At 65.7% G+C, this 18,175-nt stretch carries 17 protein-coding genes; 5 read left to right on the forward strand and 12 right to left on the reverse strand.

The annotated features are described in order from the left end of the window. Positions 1-76: 76 nt before the first annotated feature. The 4 genes from murU to GA566_RS02360 all read right to left on the reverse strand — a co-directional run bounded on the left by murU (position 77) and on the right by GA566_RS02360 (position 2,939). A complete protein-coding gene (gene murU / locus GA566_RS02345; RefSeq protein WP_160471463.1) occupies positions 77-793 on the reverse strand; it encodes an N-acetylmuramate alpha-1-phosphate uridylyltransferase MurU in 717 nt (238 codons plus the stop codon). Continuing rightward, positions 790-1,113 carry an AzlD domain-containing protein gene (locus GA566_RS02350; protein ID WP_160471465.1) on the reverse strand — a complete coding sequence of 108 codons (324 nt, stop codon included), beginning with the start codon at positions 1,111-1,113 and terminating at the stop codon, positions 790-792. The genes murU and GA566_RS02350 overlap by 4 nt, the downstream gene beginning before the upstream one ends. Beyond that, positions 1,110-1,793, reverse strand: a complete 684-nt coding sequence (locus tag GA566_RS02355) for an AzlC family ABC transporter permease (protein WP_202126727.1) — start codon at positions 1,791-1,793, stop codon at positions 1,110-1,112. The genes GA566_RS02350 and GA566_RS02355 overlap by 4 nt, the downstream gene beginning before the upstream one ends. Positions 1,794-1,880: 87 nt before the next feature. Next, positions 1,881-2,939 carry an aminoglycoside phosphotransferase family protein gene (locus tag GA566_RS02360; RefSeq protein WP_137924951.1) on the reverse strand — a complete coding sequence of 353 codons (1,059 nt, stop codon included), beginning with the start codon at positions 2,937-2,939 and terminating at the stop codon, positions 1,881-1,883. Between the two features lie 179 nt (positions 2,940-3,118). Between GA566_RS02360 and lptD the strand changes: the two genes are divergently transcribed. Genes lptD through trpS form a run of 5 tightly spaced genes read left to right on the forward strand, consistent with a single transcriptional unit; the run spans position 3,119 to position 10,115 of the window. Beyond that, a complete protein-coding gene (gene lptD, locus GA566_RS02365) occupies positions 3,119-5,593 on the forward strand; it encodes an LPS-assembly protein LptD (RefSeq protein ID WP_160471469.1) in 2,475 nt (824 codons plus the stop codon). A 9-nt stretch (positions 5,594-5,602) separates the two neighbouring features. Further along, complete coding sequence (locus tag GA566_RS02370) at positions 5,603-7,090, forward strand: peptidylprolyl isomerase (protein ID WP_137924953.1); 1,488 nt, start codon at positions 5,603-5,605, stop codon at positions 7,088-7,090. Positions 7,091-7,106: 16 nt separating this feature from the next. Further along, a complete protein-coding gene (pdxA, locus tag GA566_RS02375; RefSeq protein ID WP_137924954.1) occupies positions 7,107-8,189 on the forward strand; it encodes a 4-hydroxythreonine-4-phosphate dehydrogenase PdxA in 1,083 nt (360 codons plus the stop codon). A gap of 3 nt (positions 8,190-8,192) precedes the next feature. Then, on the forward strand, positions 8,193-9,035 hold the full coding sequence (gene rsmA, locus GA566_RS02380) for a 16S rRNA (adenine(1518)-N(6)/adenine(1519)-N(6))-dimethyltransferase RsmA (RefSeq protein ID WP_160471471.1): 843 nt from the start codon (positions 8,193-8,195) through the stop codon (positions 9,033-9,035). Positions 9,036-9,086: 51 nt separating this feature from the next. Then, a complete protein-coding gene (gene trpS, locus GA566_RS02385; RefSeq protein WP_160471473.1) occupies positions 9,087-10,115 on the forward strand; it encodes a tryptophan--tRNA ligase in 1,029 nt (342 codons plus the stop codon). Between the two features lie 157 nt (positions 10,116-10,272). Here trpS and GA566_RS02390 read toward each other — a convergent pair whose 3' ends face one another. The 8 genes from GA566_RS02390 to glyQ form a co-directional block, all read right to left on the reverse strand. Continuing rightward, the gene (locus GA566_RS02390) at positions 10,273-11,178 is read right to left on the reverse strand and encodes a DMT family transporter (RefSeq protein ID WP_160471475.1); all 906 of its coding nucleotides are present in this window, start codon (positions 11,176-11,178) and stop codon (positions 10,273-10,275) included. Between the two features lie 12 nt (positions 11,179-11,190). After that, a complete protein-coding gene (gene gloA / locus GA566_RS02395) occupies positions 11,191-11,598 on the reverse strand; it encodes a lactoylglutathione lyase (RefSeq protein WP_137924958.1) in 408 nt (135 codons plus the stop codon). A gap of 78 nt (positions 11,599-11,676) precedes the next feature. Further along, positions 11,677-12,558 (reverse strand): M48 family metallopeptidase, encoded by an 882-nt coding sequence (locus GA566_RS02400; RefSeq protein WP_160471477.1) that lies wholly within the window; start codon positions 12,556-12,558, stop codon positions 11,677-11,679. After that, positions 12,555-13,316 (reverse strand): 1-acyl-sn-glycerol-3-phosphate acyltransferase, encoded by a 762-nt coding sequence (locus GA566_RS02405; protein WP_137924960.1) that lies wholly within the window; start codon positions 13,314-13,316, stop codon positions 12,555-12,557. Before GA566_RS02405 ends, GA566_RS02400 begins: the two co-directional genes overlap by 4 nt. A 17-nt stretch (positions 13,317-13,333) precedes the next feature. Further along, positions 13,334-13,927, reverse strand: a complete 594-nt coding sequence (gene gmhB / locus GA566_RS02410) for a D-glycero-beta-D-manno-heptose 1,7-bisphosphate 7-phosphatase (protein ID WP_137924961.1) — start codon at positions 13,925-13,927, stop codon at positions 13,334-13,336. 18 nt (positions 13,928-13,945) lie between these two features. Further along, a complete protein-coding gene (glyS, locus tag GA566_RS02415; RefSeq protein WP_160471479.1) occupies positions 13,946-16,069 on the reverse strand; it encodes a glycine--tRNA ligase subunit beta in 2,124 nt (707 codons plus the stop codon). A gap of 34 nt (positions 16,070-16,103) precedes the next feature. Continuing rightward, positions 16,104-16,736: a hypothetical protein gene (locus GA566_RS02420; protein WP_160471480.1), complete on the reverse strand. Its 633-nt coding sequence runs from the start codon at positions 16,734-16,736 to the stop codon at positions 16,104-16,106. Continuing rightward, complete coding sequence (glyQ, locus tag GA566_RS02425; protein WP_160471482.1) at positions 16,733-17,686, reverse strand: glycine--tRNA ligase subunit alpha; 954 nt, start codon at positions 17,684-17,686, stop codon at positions 16,733-16,735. The genes GA566_RS02420 and glyQ overlap by 4 nt, the downstream gene beginning before the upstream one ends. Positions 17,687-18,175: the final 489 nt, after the last annotated feature.

The following is an 18,175-nucleotide window of genomic DNA, read 5'->3' on the forward strand; positions in this document are numbered from 1 at the left end:
GGGAATGTGCCGATTCTAAACCCGTCGGCTCGCCGTGCGTGCCTGGCATGTGGGCAAACCGGCACCCCGGAGGGCTTCAGGCGCGCAATGCACGGTCGAGCGAGGCCAGTTGCTCGGGGGTGCCCACGTTTTCCCAGCGGCCGTCGAAACGCTCGCCGCTGGCGCGGCCGTCGGCAATCGCTGCGCGGTAGTACGGTGTCATCGCCACCTTCTGGCCGGGCAAGATATCGCGGAACAATCGCGTGTCGTACAGGCCGATATTGCCGAAGGTCAGTGCCTCGCCATTGGCCTTCCCATCGACATCGGGCAGCGCCAGCCTGCCATCCGCCCGCAGCACGAAATCTCCGCGCGGGTGAAAGGGCGGATTGGGCACCATGACAAGGTGCATCCCGGGGCGCTCCGCACCGGTCATGTCCCGTGCGCGCGACAGCAGCGTGCGGTAGTCGAAATCGCAGAAGATGTCGCCCGAGACGGCCAGGAAGATGCCATCGCCCTCGTCGGCAGCCAGCAACGGCAGGGCCTGTGCGATGCCCCCGGCGGTCTCCAGCGCCGTGCCTTCGGCGGACCAGTGGATGCGCACGCCGAACTGCGCACCATCGCCCAGCGCGGATTCCAGCTGGGCACCGAGCCACGCGTGGTTGATGACGATGTCGGCCACGCCGGCGCGGGCCAATGCCTCGATCTGCCAGACGATCAGGGGTTTGCCGCCCACGGGCAGCAGCGGCTTGGGTGTGGTGTCCGTCAACGGACGCATGCGATCGCCGCGTCCGGCGGCAAAAATCATCGCTTTCAAATCAGGGTCTCCATGGCGATCAGTGCGGCCATGCCGCCGGCGATCGTCCAGCTCACGCTGCGCGTGCGCGCGGCAATGACGATGGCCACAAGGCCTGCCACCAGGCGCGCATTCAGCGGGCTGAGGTACAGGGCGCCGTCGCGCATCAGCAGGTCGGGGGCGATCAGCGCCGACAGCATCGCGGCTGGCACGAACTGCAGCGCAGTGCGGAACCACGCGGGCAGTCGCACACGGCCTTCCACGGCAATGAACGACAGGCGTATCAGAAACGTGGCCATGCCCGCACCGATGAATACCCACAGCAGTGTCATCGTGCTCATGCGGCAGGCTCCCGGTTGGCGCTGGCGGGCTGGCCGCGTCCGTGGCGGTCACGACCCAGCAGCAGCATGCCGGCGGCGATGCCGCCCAGTGCTGCCGCCATGATGCCGAGCTTGTGCGGCATGGCGTAGCAGGCCACGGCCAGCGCCGTGGCGACCAGTGCAGCGGCCACCTGTGCGCGGTGTTTCAGGTTCGGCACGATGATCGCGATAAACGTCAGTGGCAGGAAGAAATCGAGCGGCCAGTCGCGCGGCACCTGGGCGCCCACGAGCACGCCCGCCAGCGTGGAAATCTGCCAGCTTGCCCACAGCGAGAAGCCCGCGCCGAAATAGAACCAGTGGCGATACTTCGCGCGCGGGCCGGTATCGCCGAGCCGGCGCGTCATCGCGGCAAACGCTTCATCGGTGAGCAGGTAGGCGATCAGCGCCTTCCAGCGGCGCGGCAGCGGTGCCAGCGATGGCGCGATCGTGGCCGAGTACAGTGCGTGGCGCAGGTTGACCATCGCCACGGTGAAGGCGACCACCAGCGCCGGCGTGCCGGCGGACCAGAGCTGCGTCAGGATCATCTGCGAGGCGCCGCCAAACACCACGGCGCTCATCGCGCAGGCCAGCCAGGCGGGCATGCCAGCGTTGACTGCCAGCACCCCATAGATCAGGCCGAATGGCACCACGCCCAGCAGCATCGGGGCCAGCGCGCGTACGCCGGCCCACCACTCGCCGCCGCGCGTGATCTCGGTGTTTCCGGGTGAGTCAGATGGATTTCCCACGGCCTAGAACGTCAGGCCGGTGGGGCGGTCGGTGCCTTCCAGGGCATCGAGCAGGCGCACGAGCTTGCGCAGCTCGGAATACCGCCCGGCGACGTTGCGCGTGTACTTGAGGACCAGCGGCAGGTTGGCCAGGTAGCCGTCCTTGCCGTCGCGGTGATACAGGCGGGCAAATATGCCGAGCACCTTGAGGTGCCGCTGCAGGCCCATCCACTCGTAATCGCGATAGAAGTCGCCGAAGTCGGCGGCCACGGGCAGGCCGGCGCGGCGTGCCTGCTCCCAGTAGCGGATCAACCAGTCGAGCTGCTGCTCTTCGTCCCACTCGATATAGGCGTCGCGCCAGAGCGATACGGCGTCATAGGTGATGGGGCCGATCACGGCATCCTGGAAATCGAGGATGCCTGGATTGCCGCCCACGCTGGCGTTTTCTGGCAGCACCATCAGGTTGCGCGAGTGGTAGTCGCGATGCACGTAGACCTGCGGCTGGGCCAGGTTGTTGGCCAGGATCGCATCGAAGACGTCGCGCAGGTCCGCCTGCTGGCGCGCGTCGAGTGTCACGCCGAGGTGCTTGCCCACGTACCACTCGGGGAACAGGTCGAGTTCGCGCTGCAGCAGGGCGCGGTCGTAGACGGGCAGCTCGCCGGGTCGCGTCGCCAGCTGGATACGTACCAGCGCCGTGGCCGCGTCGCCGTAGAGCGGGCGGGCCGATGCCTCGTCCAGGCGCGACAGGTAAGTCTCGTTGCCGAGATCGGCCAGCAGCAGGAAGCCCTGTTCCAGGTCCTGGGCCAGCACGGTGGGCACGGTCACGCCGGCGTCGCCGAACAGTTTCGCCACGTGGATGAACGGGCGGCAATCCTCATGGGACGGCGGCGCATCCATGACGATGGCGGTGGGGTGCGCAGGGTTTCCGGTACGTACGCGGAAATAGCGGCGGAAGCTCGCGTCGGCGGATGCCGGGGCGCACGAGGCCGGGTCGATCGACCATGTGTCGCCGAGGCCAGCTACCCACGATTTCAGTTGTTCGATGCGTGGGTCGTGGCCCAGGTCGTCAATATGTGCTGCCATGCCGGAAAGGGAGGATAGGATGCCCCGTATAATACCCGACCAGACCCGGGCGCCGGGTGGCCCCCGGGAGGGGCCTTTGTGCCCCGCAGCCCGCTCAGGCATTGGGCCGGCGGGGTACGGGACCGCATTGTTTCTGTCCCGCCCCGCGCCCGTTGCCGAGCCGACCGACAACCGTTTGCATGACCGAACAACGACGATCACCGCATCATCCGGCCACCCGACCGCCCGCGCCAGAGGGAATGCCCCGGCGCGTCCGCGTGCCTGCCAGCGCCCTGCGGCCGCTCGTGCTGGCCATGGCCGGCCTATCGGTCCACGCGTACGCCCAGTATGGCGCGGCGTCGGCGATCCCCGACATCGATCTTTCCGCGCCGACGTTCACGCGGGCACCGGACTCCGCGCCCCAGCCTGAATCAGGTGAACTGGTGCCGCGCCTGGCCGAGCCAGCCCCGAAGGCTGCTACCTCCGGTAACAGCCCGCTGGGTGGGGCACAGAGTTCCAAACCTGCCAATCCCGATGCGCCGGCCTACATCTCCGGTGACCGGATGACGGGCTACAACGAGAAAGGCGTCGAACTCGAGGGCAACGCCGAACTGCGCCGCGACGGCGCCGTGGTCAAGGGCGACAAGCTGACCTACGACCAGGACACCGACGTGGCGTATGCCACGGGCAATGTGCGGATGTCGCAGAGCGGTACGCTGGCCGTGGGCCCCGAGGCGCGGATGCGGATACAGGCCAACGAAGGCCACATGCTCTCGCCGGATTACTATTTCCAGCAGACGGGCGGCGCCGGCAGTGCCGAGCGTATCGATTTCCTGGATCCGGACCGCAGTACCCTTAAGAAGGCTACCTACACGACCTGTTCGCCCGACAACGCGGACTGGTATTTCAGCGCCTCCAAGCTCGATCTCGACAGCGACCGCGAGGTGGGTACGGCCTATGGTGGCGTGCTGCATTTCTTTGGCGTGCCGGTGGCGGGTGCCCCGGCGTTCTCGTTCCCGCTGAACGACGAACGCCGCAGCGGGGTGCTGCCGCCGCTGATGGGCTACAGCTCCAAGTCGGGGCTCGACCTGACGGTGCCGTACTACTTCAACCTTGCGCCAAACCGCGACCTGACGATCTATCCGCGTCTGCTGTCGTCGCGAGGCGTGCAGCTGGGTGGCGATTTCCGGTATCTGGGCAACGGCTACAGTGGCCGGTTGCGTGCCGAGTTCCTGCCCGACGACAAGAAGGCAGGCCGGAATCGCTGGGCGTATTCGTTCCAGCACTCCCAGCAGATACTGCCGGGCCTGACCGCGTACGCCAACGTGAGCAAGGTATCGGACGACCAGTATCCGGACGACCTGACGCGCACCGTCTCGCAATCCACCCTGCGCCAGTACACGCAGGAAGGCGGCGTGATCTATAGCTGGAACTACTGGACGTTCATGGCGCGTGTGCAGAAGTTCCAGACGCTACGCCCCAGCGAGCCGTCGTACGAACGCGAACCGCAGCTCAACGCGAGGTACACCCGCTATGATTTTGGCGGTTTCGATGTCTCGATCGACACCGACTACACGCGGTTCCGCATACCGCTGACGTCGACCGGCATTCAGCAGCCCGAAGGTTCGCGCGCGTACTTCCAGCCGACCATCAGCTACCCCATCGTCCGGCCGGGCTGGTACGTGACGCCGAAGGTGATCTTCAACGCGGCCCAGTACGACATGGACGTGGGAACGAACACGACGGGCGCGGCGAACACGATGAGCCGTGCCATCCCGACGGTCAGCCTGGACTCCGGCATGACGTTCGAGCGCGAGGCGCCGGGCATCAGCCGGTTGTTCGGCGTGAACTATACCCAGACGCTTGAACCGCGCCTGTTCTACGTCTACACGCCGTTCCGCGACCAGAGCCAGTTCCCGCTGTTCGACACCGTGCAGTCGGACTTCAGCTACGGCCAGATTTTCACCGAGAACCCGTTCAGCGGTAACGACCGGATCGCGGACAACAACAAGCTGACGGCGGGCCTGACCACGCGCCTGATCGAAGCCGATACCGGCGTGGAGCGCTTCCGCGGCACGATTGCGCAACGGATCGACTTCACCGGCCAGCGCGTGCAGATTGGCGGCACGCTGACGGACAACAAGCCGAGCTATTCGGACCTGCTGGCCGCTACGACGATCCAGTTGTTCCGTGGCTACTATCTCGATGCGGGCATCCAGTGGAACCCCGACGATAATCGCGTCAACTACTCCAACGTGGCGTTCGCGTGGCGTCCGGAATCGCGCAAGGTGGTGAACGTGGGCTACCGCTATCGCCGCCCGACGTCGGTCACGGACAATACCGCCATCGACCAGGTGGAAATGTCGGCCCAGTGGCCGATTACCCAGCGCACCTACGGTATTGGCCGGGTTGCCTACGATCAGTCTGCCAACCAGCTTGTGGATGCGCTGGCGGGCATGGAATATGTGGCCGATTGCTGGGTGGGACGTTTCGTCTACCAGCGCTTCCGCAACACCACGAATGGATACACCGGCCGGTTCTTTGTGCAGGTGGAATTCCGCGGGCTGTCGAAAGTGGGTTCCAACCCGCTGAACATGCTGCGCCTCAACGTGCCGGGCTACGAGCCTGCCACCGCGCGGCCGGTGCCTACGACACCGTACGATCACTATGAATGACGGACCAAGATGAAACGTCAAGCTTTCTCCGTGTTGTCCCGCCTGAACCCCTGGCAGCGCCTGCTGGTTTCGGCTGTCCTCGTGACACTGGCCGCACCGGCGGCCGCGCAGTTGCGTGCCCCGGGCTCCAGCTCCGGATCGCGTACACAGGGCATCTTCATGCAGCCGTCCGCGCCGCAGAACACCGTTGCCCCGAGCCAGCCGCAGATGGGCGTGCCGCAGCCGCAGTCCGGCCAGAAACGCTCGCAATTGGTGGACGAGGTCGTGGCCATCGTCAACAACAGTGTGATCACGCGCCGTGAACTGCTGGACCGTGCCGACGAGATCGAGAACCAGTTGCGCACGGCCAATCGCCAGGTTCCGCCGCGTGCGGACCTGCTGGGCGAAGTGCTCGAACGCCTGGTGATGGAGCGTGTGCAGACGCAGGCTGCCCAGGATGCCGGCATCAAGGTGACGGATCAGGAAGTGGACCGCGCCATCGAATCGGTGGCGCAGCAGAACAAGATGTCTGCTGGCGACTTGCGCATGCGTGTGGAATCCAGCGGCATGAGCTGGACCAAGTATCGCGACGAACTGCGCAAGCAGGTGCAGGTGATCCGCCTGCGCGAGCGTGAGGTGGACTCGAAGGTGCAGGTGTACGACGGCGAGATCGACAACTTCATCGCTGCGCGCGGCGGCCAGGGCGCGGCGACCGGCCCGACGGAGTTCGATGTGCAGCAGATCCTGGTGCGCGTGCCCGAGGACGCATCCGAGGCGCAGAAGGCGCAGCTCAAGGCCAAGGCCGAGGGTCTGCTCAAGCAGGCACAGGCCAGCAATGCCGACTTCGCGGCGCTGGCCCGCGCCAACTCGGACGCGCCGGAAGCGGCGCAGGGCGGCTCGATGGGCTTCCGCGAAATTGGACGCCTGCCGGCGCAATTCGCGAATGCCGTGGTCGACCTGCAACCGGGCAGCGTAGTGCCGGAGGTAGTGGAATCGGCCAACGGCTTCCATGTGCTGAAGCTGGCGTCCAAGCGCATGGGCGCGGCGCCGCAGCAGGCCGCGGCCGACCGCATCACCCAGACGCAGGTGCGCCACATCCTGATCCGCACTGGCCCGAACATGCCCGAGGCAGAGGCCAAGCGCCAGATGTCCACCATCCGCGACCGGATCACGCACGGCGGCGACTTTGCCGATGCGGCGCGCCGCTATTCACAGGATGGCTCGGCCCAGCAGGGCGGCGAACTGGGCTGGATTTCTCCTGGCGAGCTGGTGCCGGAGTTCGAGCAAGCGATGAACCGGCTGCGTCCGGGCGAGATTTCCGAGCCGGTCGTGTCGCAGTTTGGCGTTCACCTGATTCAGGTGGAAAACCGTCGCGAGACCGAAGTATCGTCGGAGAAGCAGCGCGACTTCGCCCGTGCGGAAGTTCGCGAGCAGAAGCTGCGCGCCGCCTATGATGACTGGGTGCGCCAACTGCGCAGCGCCGCCTACGTCGAATACCGGATCAACCGCCAGCGCTGATGCGCCGGCCCCTGCCATGCCCGACCCTGCCTCTCTGACCGCAACGCCTGCCCTGGCGATCACCACCGGCGAGCCCGCCGGCATCGGCCCCGATATCACCATCGGTGCCCTGCTGCAGCTGGCCGGGAACGGTCACGGGGCGGGGAGCGGCAACGGAGGCAGCCTCCGCTTTCATGTGCTTGGAGATGCACGCCTGCTCATGGCGCGTGCAGAAGCTCTGGGCGTGGCCCATGCCTGGCAGCGACGCCTCGCCGAGGGCCATGTCGTGGTGGAGGACATCGCGCTTGGCGTGGCCTGCGAACCGGGTCACCTCGATGCGCGCAACGGACGCTACGTGCTGGCGCTGCTCGATGCCGCCATCGACGGACTGCGCGACGGCCGCTATGCGGCCATGATCACGGCGCCTGTTCAGAAAAGTACGATCAACGATGCCGGTGTGCCGTTCACCGGCCATACCGAATACCTGGCCGAGCAGGCGGGCGTACCGCGCGTGGTGATGATGCTGGCGGGTCCGCAGCCGGCGCATGACAACGCCATGCTGCGCGTAGCGCTCGCCACTACCCACCTGCCGCTGCGCGCCGTGCCCGATGCGCTGACGGTGCCGATGCTGATCGATACGCTGCGCATCGTCGACCACGACCTGCGCCGCCATTTCGGCATCGCCCGGCCGCGCATCCTGGTGACGGGCCTGAATCCGCATGCGGGCGAATCGGGCCATATGGGGCGCGAGGAAATCGATGTCATCGTGCCTGCGCTGCAGCTGGCGGCCGATGCCGATATCGATGCACGCGGCCCCTATCCCGCCGACACGCTGTTCCAGCCGCGCCATCTGCGCGATGCCGACTGCGTGCTGGCGATGTACCACGACCAGGGCCTTGCGCCCCTGAAATACGGCACGTTCGGCCACGGCGTCAATGTCACGCTGGGCCTGCCATTCATCCGCACCTCGGTGGACCATGGCACCGCACTCGACCTGGCCGGTAGCGGCCGGGCCGAGCACGGCAGCATGATCGAAGCCATCCGATGTGCCATCAACATGGCTGGCCACGCCAGCGGACGCCACGGCAACGGCGCGTCCGCCGGCAGCGGCCGGCACTGACCTATGCGTTCAAACGTGCATCAGGGCCATGTGGCCCGCAAACGGTTCGGCCAGAATTTTCTGGTCGACGACGGCATCATCTACGGCATCGTCAACGCGATCGATCCGCAACCGGACGACATCGTCGTCGAGATCGGGCCGGGCCTCGGCGCGCTGACCGACCCGCTGCTCGAACGTCTGCCTGCGATGCAGGTCGTCGAGCTGGATCGTGATCTCGTGGAACGGCTCCGTCGCCGCTACGAAGACCGCCTGACGGTGCATGCCGGCGATGCGCTGGCCTTCGACTTCGGCAAGCTGCAGGAACCGGGCCGTGCGCTGCGTATCGTCGGCAACCTGCCGTACAACATTTCGAGTCCGCTGCTGTTCCACCTGATGGATTTCGCCGATCACGTGCGCGATCAGCATTTCATGCTCCAGAAGGAAGTGGTCGAGCGCATGGTTGCAGAGCCCGGCAGCAAGGTGTTCGGGCGGTTGTCGATCATGCTGCAGGTGCGCTACCACATGGAACACGTGCTGGACGTGCCGCCGGCATCGTTCAACCCGCCGCCCAAGGTCGATTCGGCCGTGGTGCGCATGATCCCGTGGCCACGCGGCGAGGATGGCACGCTGCGCTCGCCGTATCCGGCCTGCGACGCCAACGTGCTGGGCGATGTGGTGACCGCGGCCTTCTCGCAGCGCCGCAAGGTGCTGCGTAACACGCTGTCTTTCCTGCGTGACCAGGTGGACTTCGACGCGCTGGGCTTCGACCTGACCCGCCGTGCCGAGGAAGTTGCCGTATCCGAGTATGTGGAACTGGCGCGCATCGTCGGCAATGGCGCCGCGCCGCGCGCAAGCGGCACGGCTTGATGCCGGACCACGTCTTTCGTTTTCCTAAATTTGAAGTTTGAGCGACGCTCCATGACCGAACAGACCAAGACCGATACGCGTCCCGTCATCCTGACCGGCGACCGCCCCACCGGCCCGCTTCACCTGGGTCACTTCGTAGGGTCCCTGAAGAGCCGCGTGCAGTTGCAGGAAACGCACAAGCAGTACGTGCTGCTGGCCGACACGCAGGCGATGACCGACAACGCGCACGATCCGGAGAAGGTGCGCCGCAACGTGCTGGAAGTCGCGCTCGATTATCTGGCCGTGGGCATCGACCCGGCCAAGACCACGATCACGGTGCAGTCGCACCTGCCGGCACTGGCCGAACTGACCCTGATGTATCTCAACTTCGTCACGGTCTCGCGTCTCGAACGCAATCCGACGATCAAGGAAGAGATCCAGGCGCGCGGCTTTGGCCGTGACATCCCGGCGGGTTTCCTGTGCTACCCGGCGTCGCAGGCTGCGGACATCACGGGTTTCAAGGCCGTGCTGGTGCCGGTGGGTGAAGACCAGGCCCCGTTGATCGAGCAGACCAACGAGATCGTGCGCCGCATCAACCATCAGGTTGGCCGCGACGTGCTGCCCGAAGCCACCGCGCTGATCCCGAAGCATGGCCGTCTGCCGGGCGTGGATGGCAAGGCCAAGATGAGCAAGTCGATGGGTAACTCGATTCCGCTCGGCGCCTCGCCGGACCAGATCCGCGAGGCCGTGCAGAAGATGTACACCGACCCGAACCACCTCAAGGTGTCCGACCCGGGGCAGGTCGAGGGCAATGTCGTGTTCACCTACCTCGACGCGTTCGATCCGAACGTCGAGGAAGTGCAGGCGCTCAAGGACCACTACCGACGCGGCGGCCTGGGCGACATGGTGCTCAAGCGCCGAGTGGAAGGCATCCTGCAGGAAATGCTGCGTCCGATGCGCGAGCGCCGCGAGCAGCTGGCGCAGGACCCGGGCTACGTCTTCGACATCCTCAAGAAGGGCACCGAAGAAGCCCGCGAACTGACCCAGCAGACGCTGGACGAAGTTCGCAGCGCACTGGGGATGTTTTCGTTTCCGAAGTAAAACTTGGATGTTCCCTTCGGTGTTCGCCCCTCTCCCGCAAGGCGGGAGAGGGGCGGGGGAGAGGGCAAGCCGTTCAAATTGCCACACGTCGGCAAGCAGAACCTCCAGCGCTCACCCTCAACCCCTCTCCCACTTCATGGGAGAGGGGAGCCAACAACTATCCCTTCCGATTCACCAGCACAATCCCCCCCAATACCAGCACCGCCGCCACGGCGAATCTCACGCCCACCTGATCGTGCATCAGCAGCACACCAAATGCCACGCCGAACAGCGGGGTCAGGAACGAGAAGACCGAGAGGCGCGAGGCCAGGTACTGGCGCAGCAGCCAGAACCAGATCAGGTAGCTGGCGAACGCCACGAGCACCGACTGGTAGAACAGGCTCGCCACCACAAAGCCGTTGACCTCCACGCGATGCACTTGCCCCGCCGCCAGGGCCATCACGAGCAGCAGCACGGCCGAGACCGTCAACTGATAGAGCAGCGTCTTGCTGGCCGGTGCGTGCGACAGTTTGCTGCCGCGTACCACGATCGTTGTAGCCGCCCATAGCGCCCCAGCCACTACGCCCAGCGCATCGCCGAGCAGTGTGGACGATTGCGCTGACGACGAGACGATGCCATCGGCGAAGGCCAGGACCATGCCGCAGAACGCCATGACCACGCCCAGCCACTGGCCGCGCTGCAAATGCTCGCCCGGAACAAAGAGGTGCAGCCCCAGCGCGGTGAAGATCGGTGCGGTGTAGAGGAACACGGCCATGCGCGAGGCGGTGGTGTGGCCCAGCCCGACGAAGATGCAGAAGAACTCCGCACCGAACAGCAGACCGGCGACGATGCCGGCCCGCAGGGTGCCGTCATGTTCCCAAAGCGGGGTACGGCGCCATGCCGCAAACGCGAAGACGAGCAGCGCAGCGATGGCGGAGCGGACGCCGGCCTGGAGTACGGCGCCCATCAAGGGCGCCGTGACCTTGATCACAACTTGCTGGAGTCCCCATGCGGCGCACAGCAGGACCATCAATCCGATGGCCATGCTGTCCAGCGGGCGCCTTGTTATTGTTTGCGTGCCCATGGATCCGGGCGCTTACGGACGGGCAGCGTCGCGCGTGGAATTGCGTTCGATCAGTTCGATCTTGTAGCCGTCCGGGTCTTCCACGAAGGCGATGACAGTGGTGCCGCCCTTGACGGGGCCAGCTTCGCGCGTGACCTTGCCGCCAGCGGCGCGGATGCGCTCGCAGGCATCGGCTGCGTTCGGCGTTTCCAGCGCGATATGGCCGTAGGCGGAACCCAGGTCGTACTTGTCCACGCCGTAGTTGTAGGTCAGTTCCAGCACCGCGGTTTCGCTCTCCGGGCCGTAGCCGACAAAGGCCAGGCGGTACTTGTACTCGGGGTTGTCGCTCTCGCGCAGCAGTTGCATGCCGAGGATGCGCGTGTAGAAATCGATCGAGCGCTGGTAGTCGCCAACGCGCAGCATGGTGTGGAGGAGTCGCATGGGGGCCTTCTCTGTGAGGTCGTTGTCAAAGCGGAGACCGCCATTTTAGTCCCCCCCGACAGATTGCGCCCGGACGCCTCAGAACGTTGGCAGCAGTTCCGGCGGATGGGCGCGCAGCTCGGCGCGGGCGTCGCGGAACTCGGGGAAGATGGATTCAACGGTTTCCCAGAAGCGGGGGCCGTGGTTCATTTCCTTGAGGTGTGCCAGTTCGTGCGCGGCCACGTAGTCGATCATCGACAGCGGGAAATGCATGAGCCGCCAGTTGAGGCGAATCTTGCCGTCCGCCGTGCAGCTACCCCAGCGCGTGGCGGCCGAGGTCAGCGCAAAACCGGTGTGGCGCACGCCGAGCTTGTCGGCGTAGATGTCGAGCCGCTCTGCCAGCAGGCGGCGCGCCTGCGCCTGGAGCCAGCCCTGCACGCGGTCCTTGATCTGCTGATCGTCGGCATGGGCCGGCAGCGCCAGATGCAGCACGCGGGTCTCCGCGTCGAACATCAGCACGGAGGCAGGCGAATCCAGCCGCAGCGTGATCGGCGTGCCCAGGAAGGGCAGCGACGCACCGTCGCGCCATTGCACGGTGGGCAGCACGCGGCGGGTCTCGCGGTGGCGCCATTCGCCCAGTTTGGCAAAGATCCAGCGCTGCTTCTCCAGGATGGCCGATTCCACATCGCCCAGGGTGACCCAGCGTGGCGCGGTGATCGACAACCCGCGATCGTCCACGGTAAAGCCGATCGTGCGGCGGGCAGACCGCTTGAGTGCGTAGTGAACGATGCGCTCGCCCACCCGCAGCATCCGCGCGTTCGGCTGCGCGGGCGGCCACGTGGCGTGGTCGGGCTGCAGGGTGGGCTGCGCAAGGCCATGCACCTCCGGCAGCGACGGCTCCTGCGTGGCGACCGCCCCAGGCGCGTCGGCCAGCGGCAGTTCCAGCTGGGGATTCTCGGGAGAGGGCCGCAGCAGCTTCATGCGGTGGCCTGGCCGGCGGTCCGGCGATAACTGTCGGCGTCGATACGGCGCATCTCCGCTTCGATCCACACCTCGGCTTCCTGGTTCAGTACGTCGGCCGTCTTGTTGGCCGAAGGAATGGCATCGCCCACGGAGATGGTGATGGTGCCCGGATACTTCAGGAACGTGTTGCGCGGCCAGCAGCGGCCCGAATTGACCGCCATCGGAAACACCCATGCGCCGGTTTCCACGGCCAGGCGTGCACCGCCGCTCTTGTAGCGGGGCTTCTGCATGCCCGAAGGCGTGCGAGTGCCTTCCGGGAACATGATGATCCAGGCCCCTTCGTTGAGGCGCTCGCGACCCTGACGTGCTGCCGATGCAAATGCACGCGTGCCGTCCTTGCGGTTGATGTGCACCATCTTGAGCATGCCCAGCGCCCAGCCAAAGAAGGGCACGAACAGCAATTCGCGCTTGAACACGAAGCACAGCGGCTTGGGCATCAGCGCCATGTAGGCGATGGTTTCCCAGGCGGACTGGTGCTTGGAGAGCAGCACCACGGGCTTGTCGAGCATCGCCAGCATCTTTTCCTTGCCTTCGATGCGGTAATTGATGCCACAGATCAGGCGCGCGGCACTGATGACAAGCACCGGCCAGCCGCGCACGAAGCGGAAGCGTTTCTCGGCGTTGACGAACGGGAAGACGATGAAGCAGGCGCACGCATACGGCGGCGTGATGATCAGCAGGTACAGCGCGAAAATCAGGGAACGGATGAAGAGCATCGATGGGAACCGGAAATTCAGGGGGCAGGCTGCGGCGCAGGCGCGGCAACCTTGTGGGAGCCTTCCGTGACGAGCCAGCGCGCGAACGCGGCCAGGTCGTCATGCACGCGGGTGGCGGCGGGCAGGCCGCCCTTCTCCAGCGTGCGCAGGCCCTTGCCGGTGCGCACCAGGTGCGGCACGCAGCCTACCGAGACGCCGGCTTCGAGGTCGCGCAGCGAATCGCCGACGGTCGGCACATTGCGCAGTTCGATACCGAACCGCTCGCCGATCTGCTCGTACAGCCCGGATTTGGGCTTGCGGCAATCGCAGTTGTCGGCGGCGGTGTGCGGGCAGAAGAAAATGGCCTCGACACGGCCACCGAGGCTGGCCAGTGCCTTGTACATCTTTTCGTGCATGGCATTGAGCGCGCTCATCTCGAACAGGCCGCGGCCGATGCCCGACTGGTTGCTCGCGATCACCACGCGATAGCCCGCCTGGTTCAGCGCGGCAATCGCCTCGAGGCTGCCCTCGATCGGCACCCATTCATCGGGCGTCTTGATGAACTGGTCGCTGTCGAGATTGACCACGCCGTCGCGGTCGAGGATCACGAACTTCGGATGGGACTGTGGCATGTCGCGCTCCTCGCCCGCTTACGCCGCGAGCTTCGAAATGTCCGCCACGCGGTTGGCCAGGCCATGCAGCGTGGCCAGCAGCGCCAGGCGGTTGGCGCGCAGCTTCGGATCCTCGGCCATTACCATCACATCGTTGAAGAAGCGGTCCACGGCATCGCGCAGTTGGGCCAGGTCGCGCAACGCAGCGGTGAAATCGCCGCCCGCGAAGGCGGCTTCCACGCCCGGACGCACGCGCTCGATGGCGTCATGCAGCGCACCTTCGGCGGCTTCCTGGAACAGGGCCGTATCGACGCTGCCGATGGCCTCGTCGGTCTTCTTCAGGATGTTCGTGATGCGCTTGTTGGCGGCGGCCAGCGCTTCGGCTTCAGGCAGTGCGGCAAAGGTGCGCACGGCTTCCATGCGGGCCAGCACGTCGTGCAGCGTCTGCGGCCGCAGGCTGACCACGGCTTCCACCTCGTTCGTGGTGTAGCCCTTGTCCTTCAGGTAGCCACGCACGCGGTCGTAGAGGAAGTCCGCAATGGCGTCGCCCGACGGCTTCACGGCCGGGATGCCGGCAAACGACTGGGCGGTCAGCGACAGCAGCGCGTCGATCGACACCGCCAGCGGTTTCTCGATCAGCATGCGCAGGATGCCCAGCGCGTGGCGGCGCAGCGCGAACGGGTCCTTCTCGCCCGTCGGCTGCAGGCCGATGCCCCAGATGCCCACCAGCGTTTCGAGCTTGTCGGCCAGCGCCACGGCCGTGCTGACGTTGCCTTGGGGCAGTGCGTCGCCGGCAAAGCGCGGACGGTAATGTTCGGAGCAGGCCAGCGCCACGTCGTCGGCTTCGTCGTCATGGCGCGCGTAGTACGTGCCCATGGTGCCCTGCAGTTCGGGGAACTCGCCAACCATGTCCGTCAGCAGGTCGGCCTTGGCCAGCTCGGCACCGCGCATGGCGGAAGCCTTGTCGGTCGGGGCGCCAGCGGCGTTCATCGCATCGGCGACGTGACCGGCGATCTGTTGCAGACGCTGCACGCGGTCCAACTGGGTGCCGATCTTGTTGTGATAGACCACGTTGCCGAGCAGGGGCACGCGCGAGGCCAGCGTCTTCTTGCGATCCTGATCGAAGAAAAACTTGGCATCGGCCAGCCGGGGACGGACCACGCGCTCGTTGCCGGTGATGATCGATTGCGGGGTGTCGGTCGCCAGGTTCGAGACGATCAGGAAGCGATTGCGCAAGTGGCCGGCAGCATCGGTCAGCGCAAAGTACTTCTGGTTGGTTTGCATCGTCAGGATCAGGCACTCCTGCGGCACGGCCAGGAAAGCTTCCTCGAAGTGGCAGGCGTAGACTACCGGCCATTCGACCAGCGAATTCACCTCGTCGAGCAGCGCATCGGGCATGACCACCTGATCCGCGCCGGCTTCCTTGAGCAGCGCCGTGCGGATGCGTTCGCGGCGGTCCGCATAGCTTGCCACTACGCGGCCACGCGATTCCAGCAGGCCCGCGTACTCGGCGGCGTGCGGAATCTCGATCGTGCCTTGCGACAGGAAGCGATGGCCCTGGGTGATGTTGCTGGCCTGCAGGCCGAGCACGGACACGGGCACGATCTCCGCACCGTGCAGTGCGATCAGGCTGTGTGCCGGACGCACGAAATGCACCGTGGTGCCGTCCGGCCGCTGGTAGCTCATCAGCTTGGGGATTGGCAGCTTGCCCAACGCATCGTCGAGCGCAGCTTGCAGGCCCTCGGCCAGCGACACACCCTTTGCGGTGTAGCGATGGAAGAACGCATCGGCCTTGCCATCGGAGGCGCGCTCCAGCGTCTGCCAGTCGATCTCGGCCACGCCGATGGACTTGGCGAGTGCAGCCAGCTTCTTGGCGAGCGGGGCGGTCGGCGCACCGTTTGCGTCGAGCGCCACGGTCAGCGGCAATACCTTCTCGCGCTGTTCGCGGTCCGGTGCGGTGCGTCGCACGCCGGTCACCAGTGCGGCCAGGCGGCGCGGCGTGGCGAAAGTCGTCACGGCGGCGCCTTCGTCGAGCAGGTCGCGTGCGCGGAGGCCATCGGCCAGTCCCTGTGCGAAGGTCTCGCCCAGGCGCGACAGGGCCTTGGGTGGCAGTTCCTCGGTGAACAGTTCGATCAGCAGCGAATCGGTCATGGGTTGCGACATGAATGCGTTTCCAGCAAGTATGGGCGACGCGCGCTCAGCAGCGCGGCGCGTTGTTCGGTTCTACGCCAGACAGCAGCCACAGGCCGTTCTGCTGGCGGAATTGCAGCGTGGTGTAGGCGCACTGCGCGGCCACGCCGGAGGCGCCGCGGGTGCCGGCGGCCGGAAAGCGTGCGTCGATGCGGTTCGCGCGACGGTCGTAGCGGATCTCGTCGATGCGCCCGCCCACCCAGAAATCAATCTTCTGCGGCAACTGCGCCGCCGAGTAGTAGGTGCGCACAGTGCGGCGCGAGCGGCCATTGCTCTCTTCCCACGACACCCACTGCAGCGGATAACGGATCGCGCTTTCATAGGCGCGCAGCGGCACGCGGTGCCAGCCCAGGTCTTTCGAGCCCGACAGGTCGCACGAGAACGAGCGCACGAGCTGCGTCCACTGGTCGATCGACGACAGCGCCGGGCGCCAGTGCCGCGCGATGGCCTGCTGCAGCGTCTGCGTGTCGGCCTCGCAGATGGCGGCGAGGTCCGCCGGCAGGTACAGCGCCTGAGGCGACGGCGCCGCCGTGGTGCGAGCGGACGCCAGTGCGCTGCCACCCAGCGGCACGACGGCCGGCAGGGAGACGGGCAGGGCAAACGCGGCGACAGCGATCATGCCGCGCATGCGGGCCTTCATGCGCGAACCCCGTTGCCGCACATCGGGAAGCCCAGGGCCTCGCGCGAATCGTAGTAAGCCTGCGCCACCGAGCGCGACAGGTTGCGGATCCGGCCGATATAGGCTGCGCGCTCCGTCACAGAGATCGCGCCGCGTGCATCCAGCAGGTTGAACGTGTGCGCGGCCTTGAGTACCTGTTCGTAGGCCGGCAGGGCCAGGCGCGTGTCGGTGGTCTTCGGCGTGCCGTCCTCGTTCTTCTCGCCCGTATCGCCCATCAGGCGTTTGGCTTCGCCCTCGTGCTCGGCGAAGTGGCGGAACAGGATTTCGGTATTGCTGTGCTCGAAGTTGTAGGTGGACTGCTCCACCTCGTTCTGGTGGTACACGTCGCCGTAGGTCAGGCGGCGCGTCTCGCCGTTTTCTTCCCACTCGGTCCAGACCAGGTCGTAGACGTTCTCGACCTTCTGCAGGTACATGGCCAGACGCTCGATACCGTAGGTGATCTCGCCGGTGATTGGCTTGCAGTCGATGCCACCCACTTGCTGGAAGTACGTGAACTGGGTCACTTCCATGCCGTTGAGCCAGACTTCCCAGCCCAGGCCCCAGGCGCCGAGCGTCGGATTCTCCCAGTCGTCCTCGACAAAGCGGATGTCGTTCTGCTTGAGGTCCAGCCCCAGGGCTTCCAGCGAGCCGAGGTACAGGTCGAGGATGTTCTCGGGTGCAGGCTTGAGCACTACCTGATACTGGTAATAGTGCTGTAGCCGGTTCGGATTCTCACCGTAGCGGCCGTCCTTGGGACGGCGCGACGGCTGCACATAGGCCGCGCGCCACGGTTCCGGGCCAATGGCGCGCAGGAAGGTGTGCACGTGCGACGTGCCGGCGCCAACCTCCAGATCGATCGGTTGCAGCAATGCGCAACCCTGCCGGTCCCAATAGGCCTGCAGGGTCAAAATCATTTGTTGGAAGGTCAGCATAGGGAGACAAAAAAAGAAGCTGGCGGGCAAGTTCCGGATACGGCTCGGGACGGGTTTGCCAAACCCCGAATTCTATCGGGTTTTTGACCCGGTCCCGTCCCGAACAGAGAGGAAAACCGTGAGGCAGGGCACGGATCGTGCATGGAGAGCATTGTCGGCATTGCGCAACGGCTCGGGTAAATCCCGATCCGGGATTCAGAATCGTCCCATAGGTGCCGATACCGTTTTTGTATACAGTGGAATTACGCAGCCGACGCATGCAAATCAAACGGCTGCAAGCCGAACCGCCATTTGGGGTGATTCTGGCCGGCAATGTCCGGTGCAAGAAAACGGTTCGGGATGAACGAAGAACTATTTTTGGGGATTGGTCATGTCGCTTCTTTCTCGCAAGCCTTATGTTGTCGCCATCGTCGTGATGGTGGCCGCCGCAGCGGTCTCGATGGCAACGTCGCTGGCCAGCTAAGCAGCAAAACAGCCGAGGGTCCGCGG

This window comes from Cupriavidus sp. SW-Y-13 (assembly GCF_009793345.1).
Lineage (GTDB): Bacteria > Pseudomonadota > Gammaproteobacteria > Burkholderiales > Burkholderiaceae > Cupriavidus.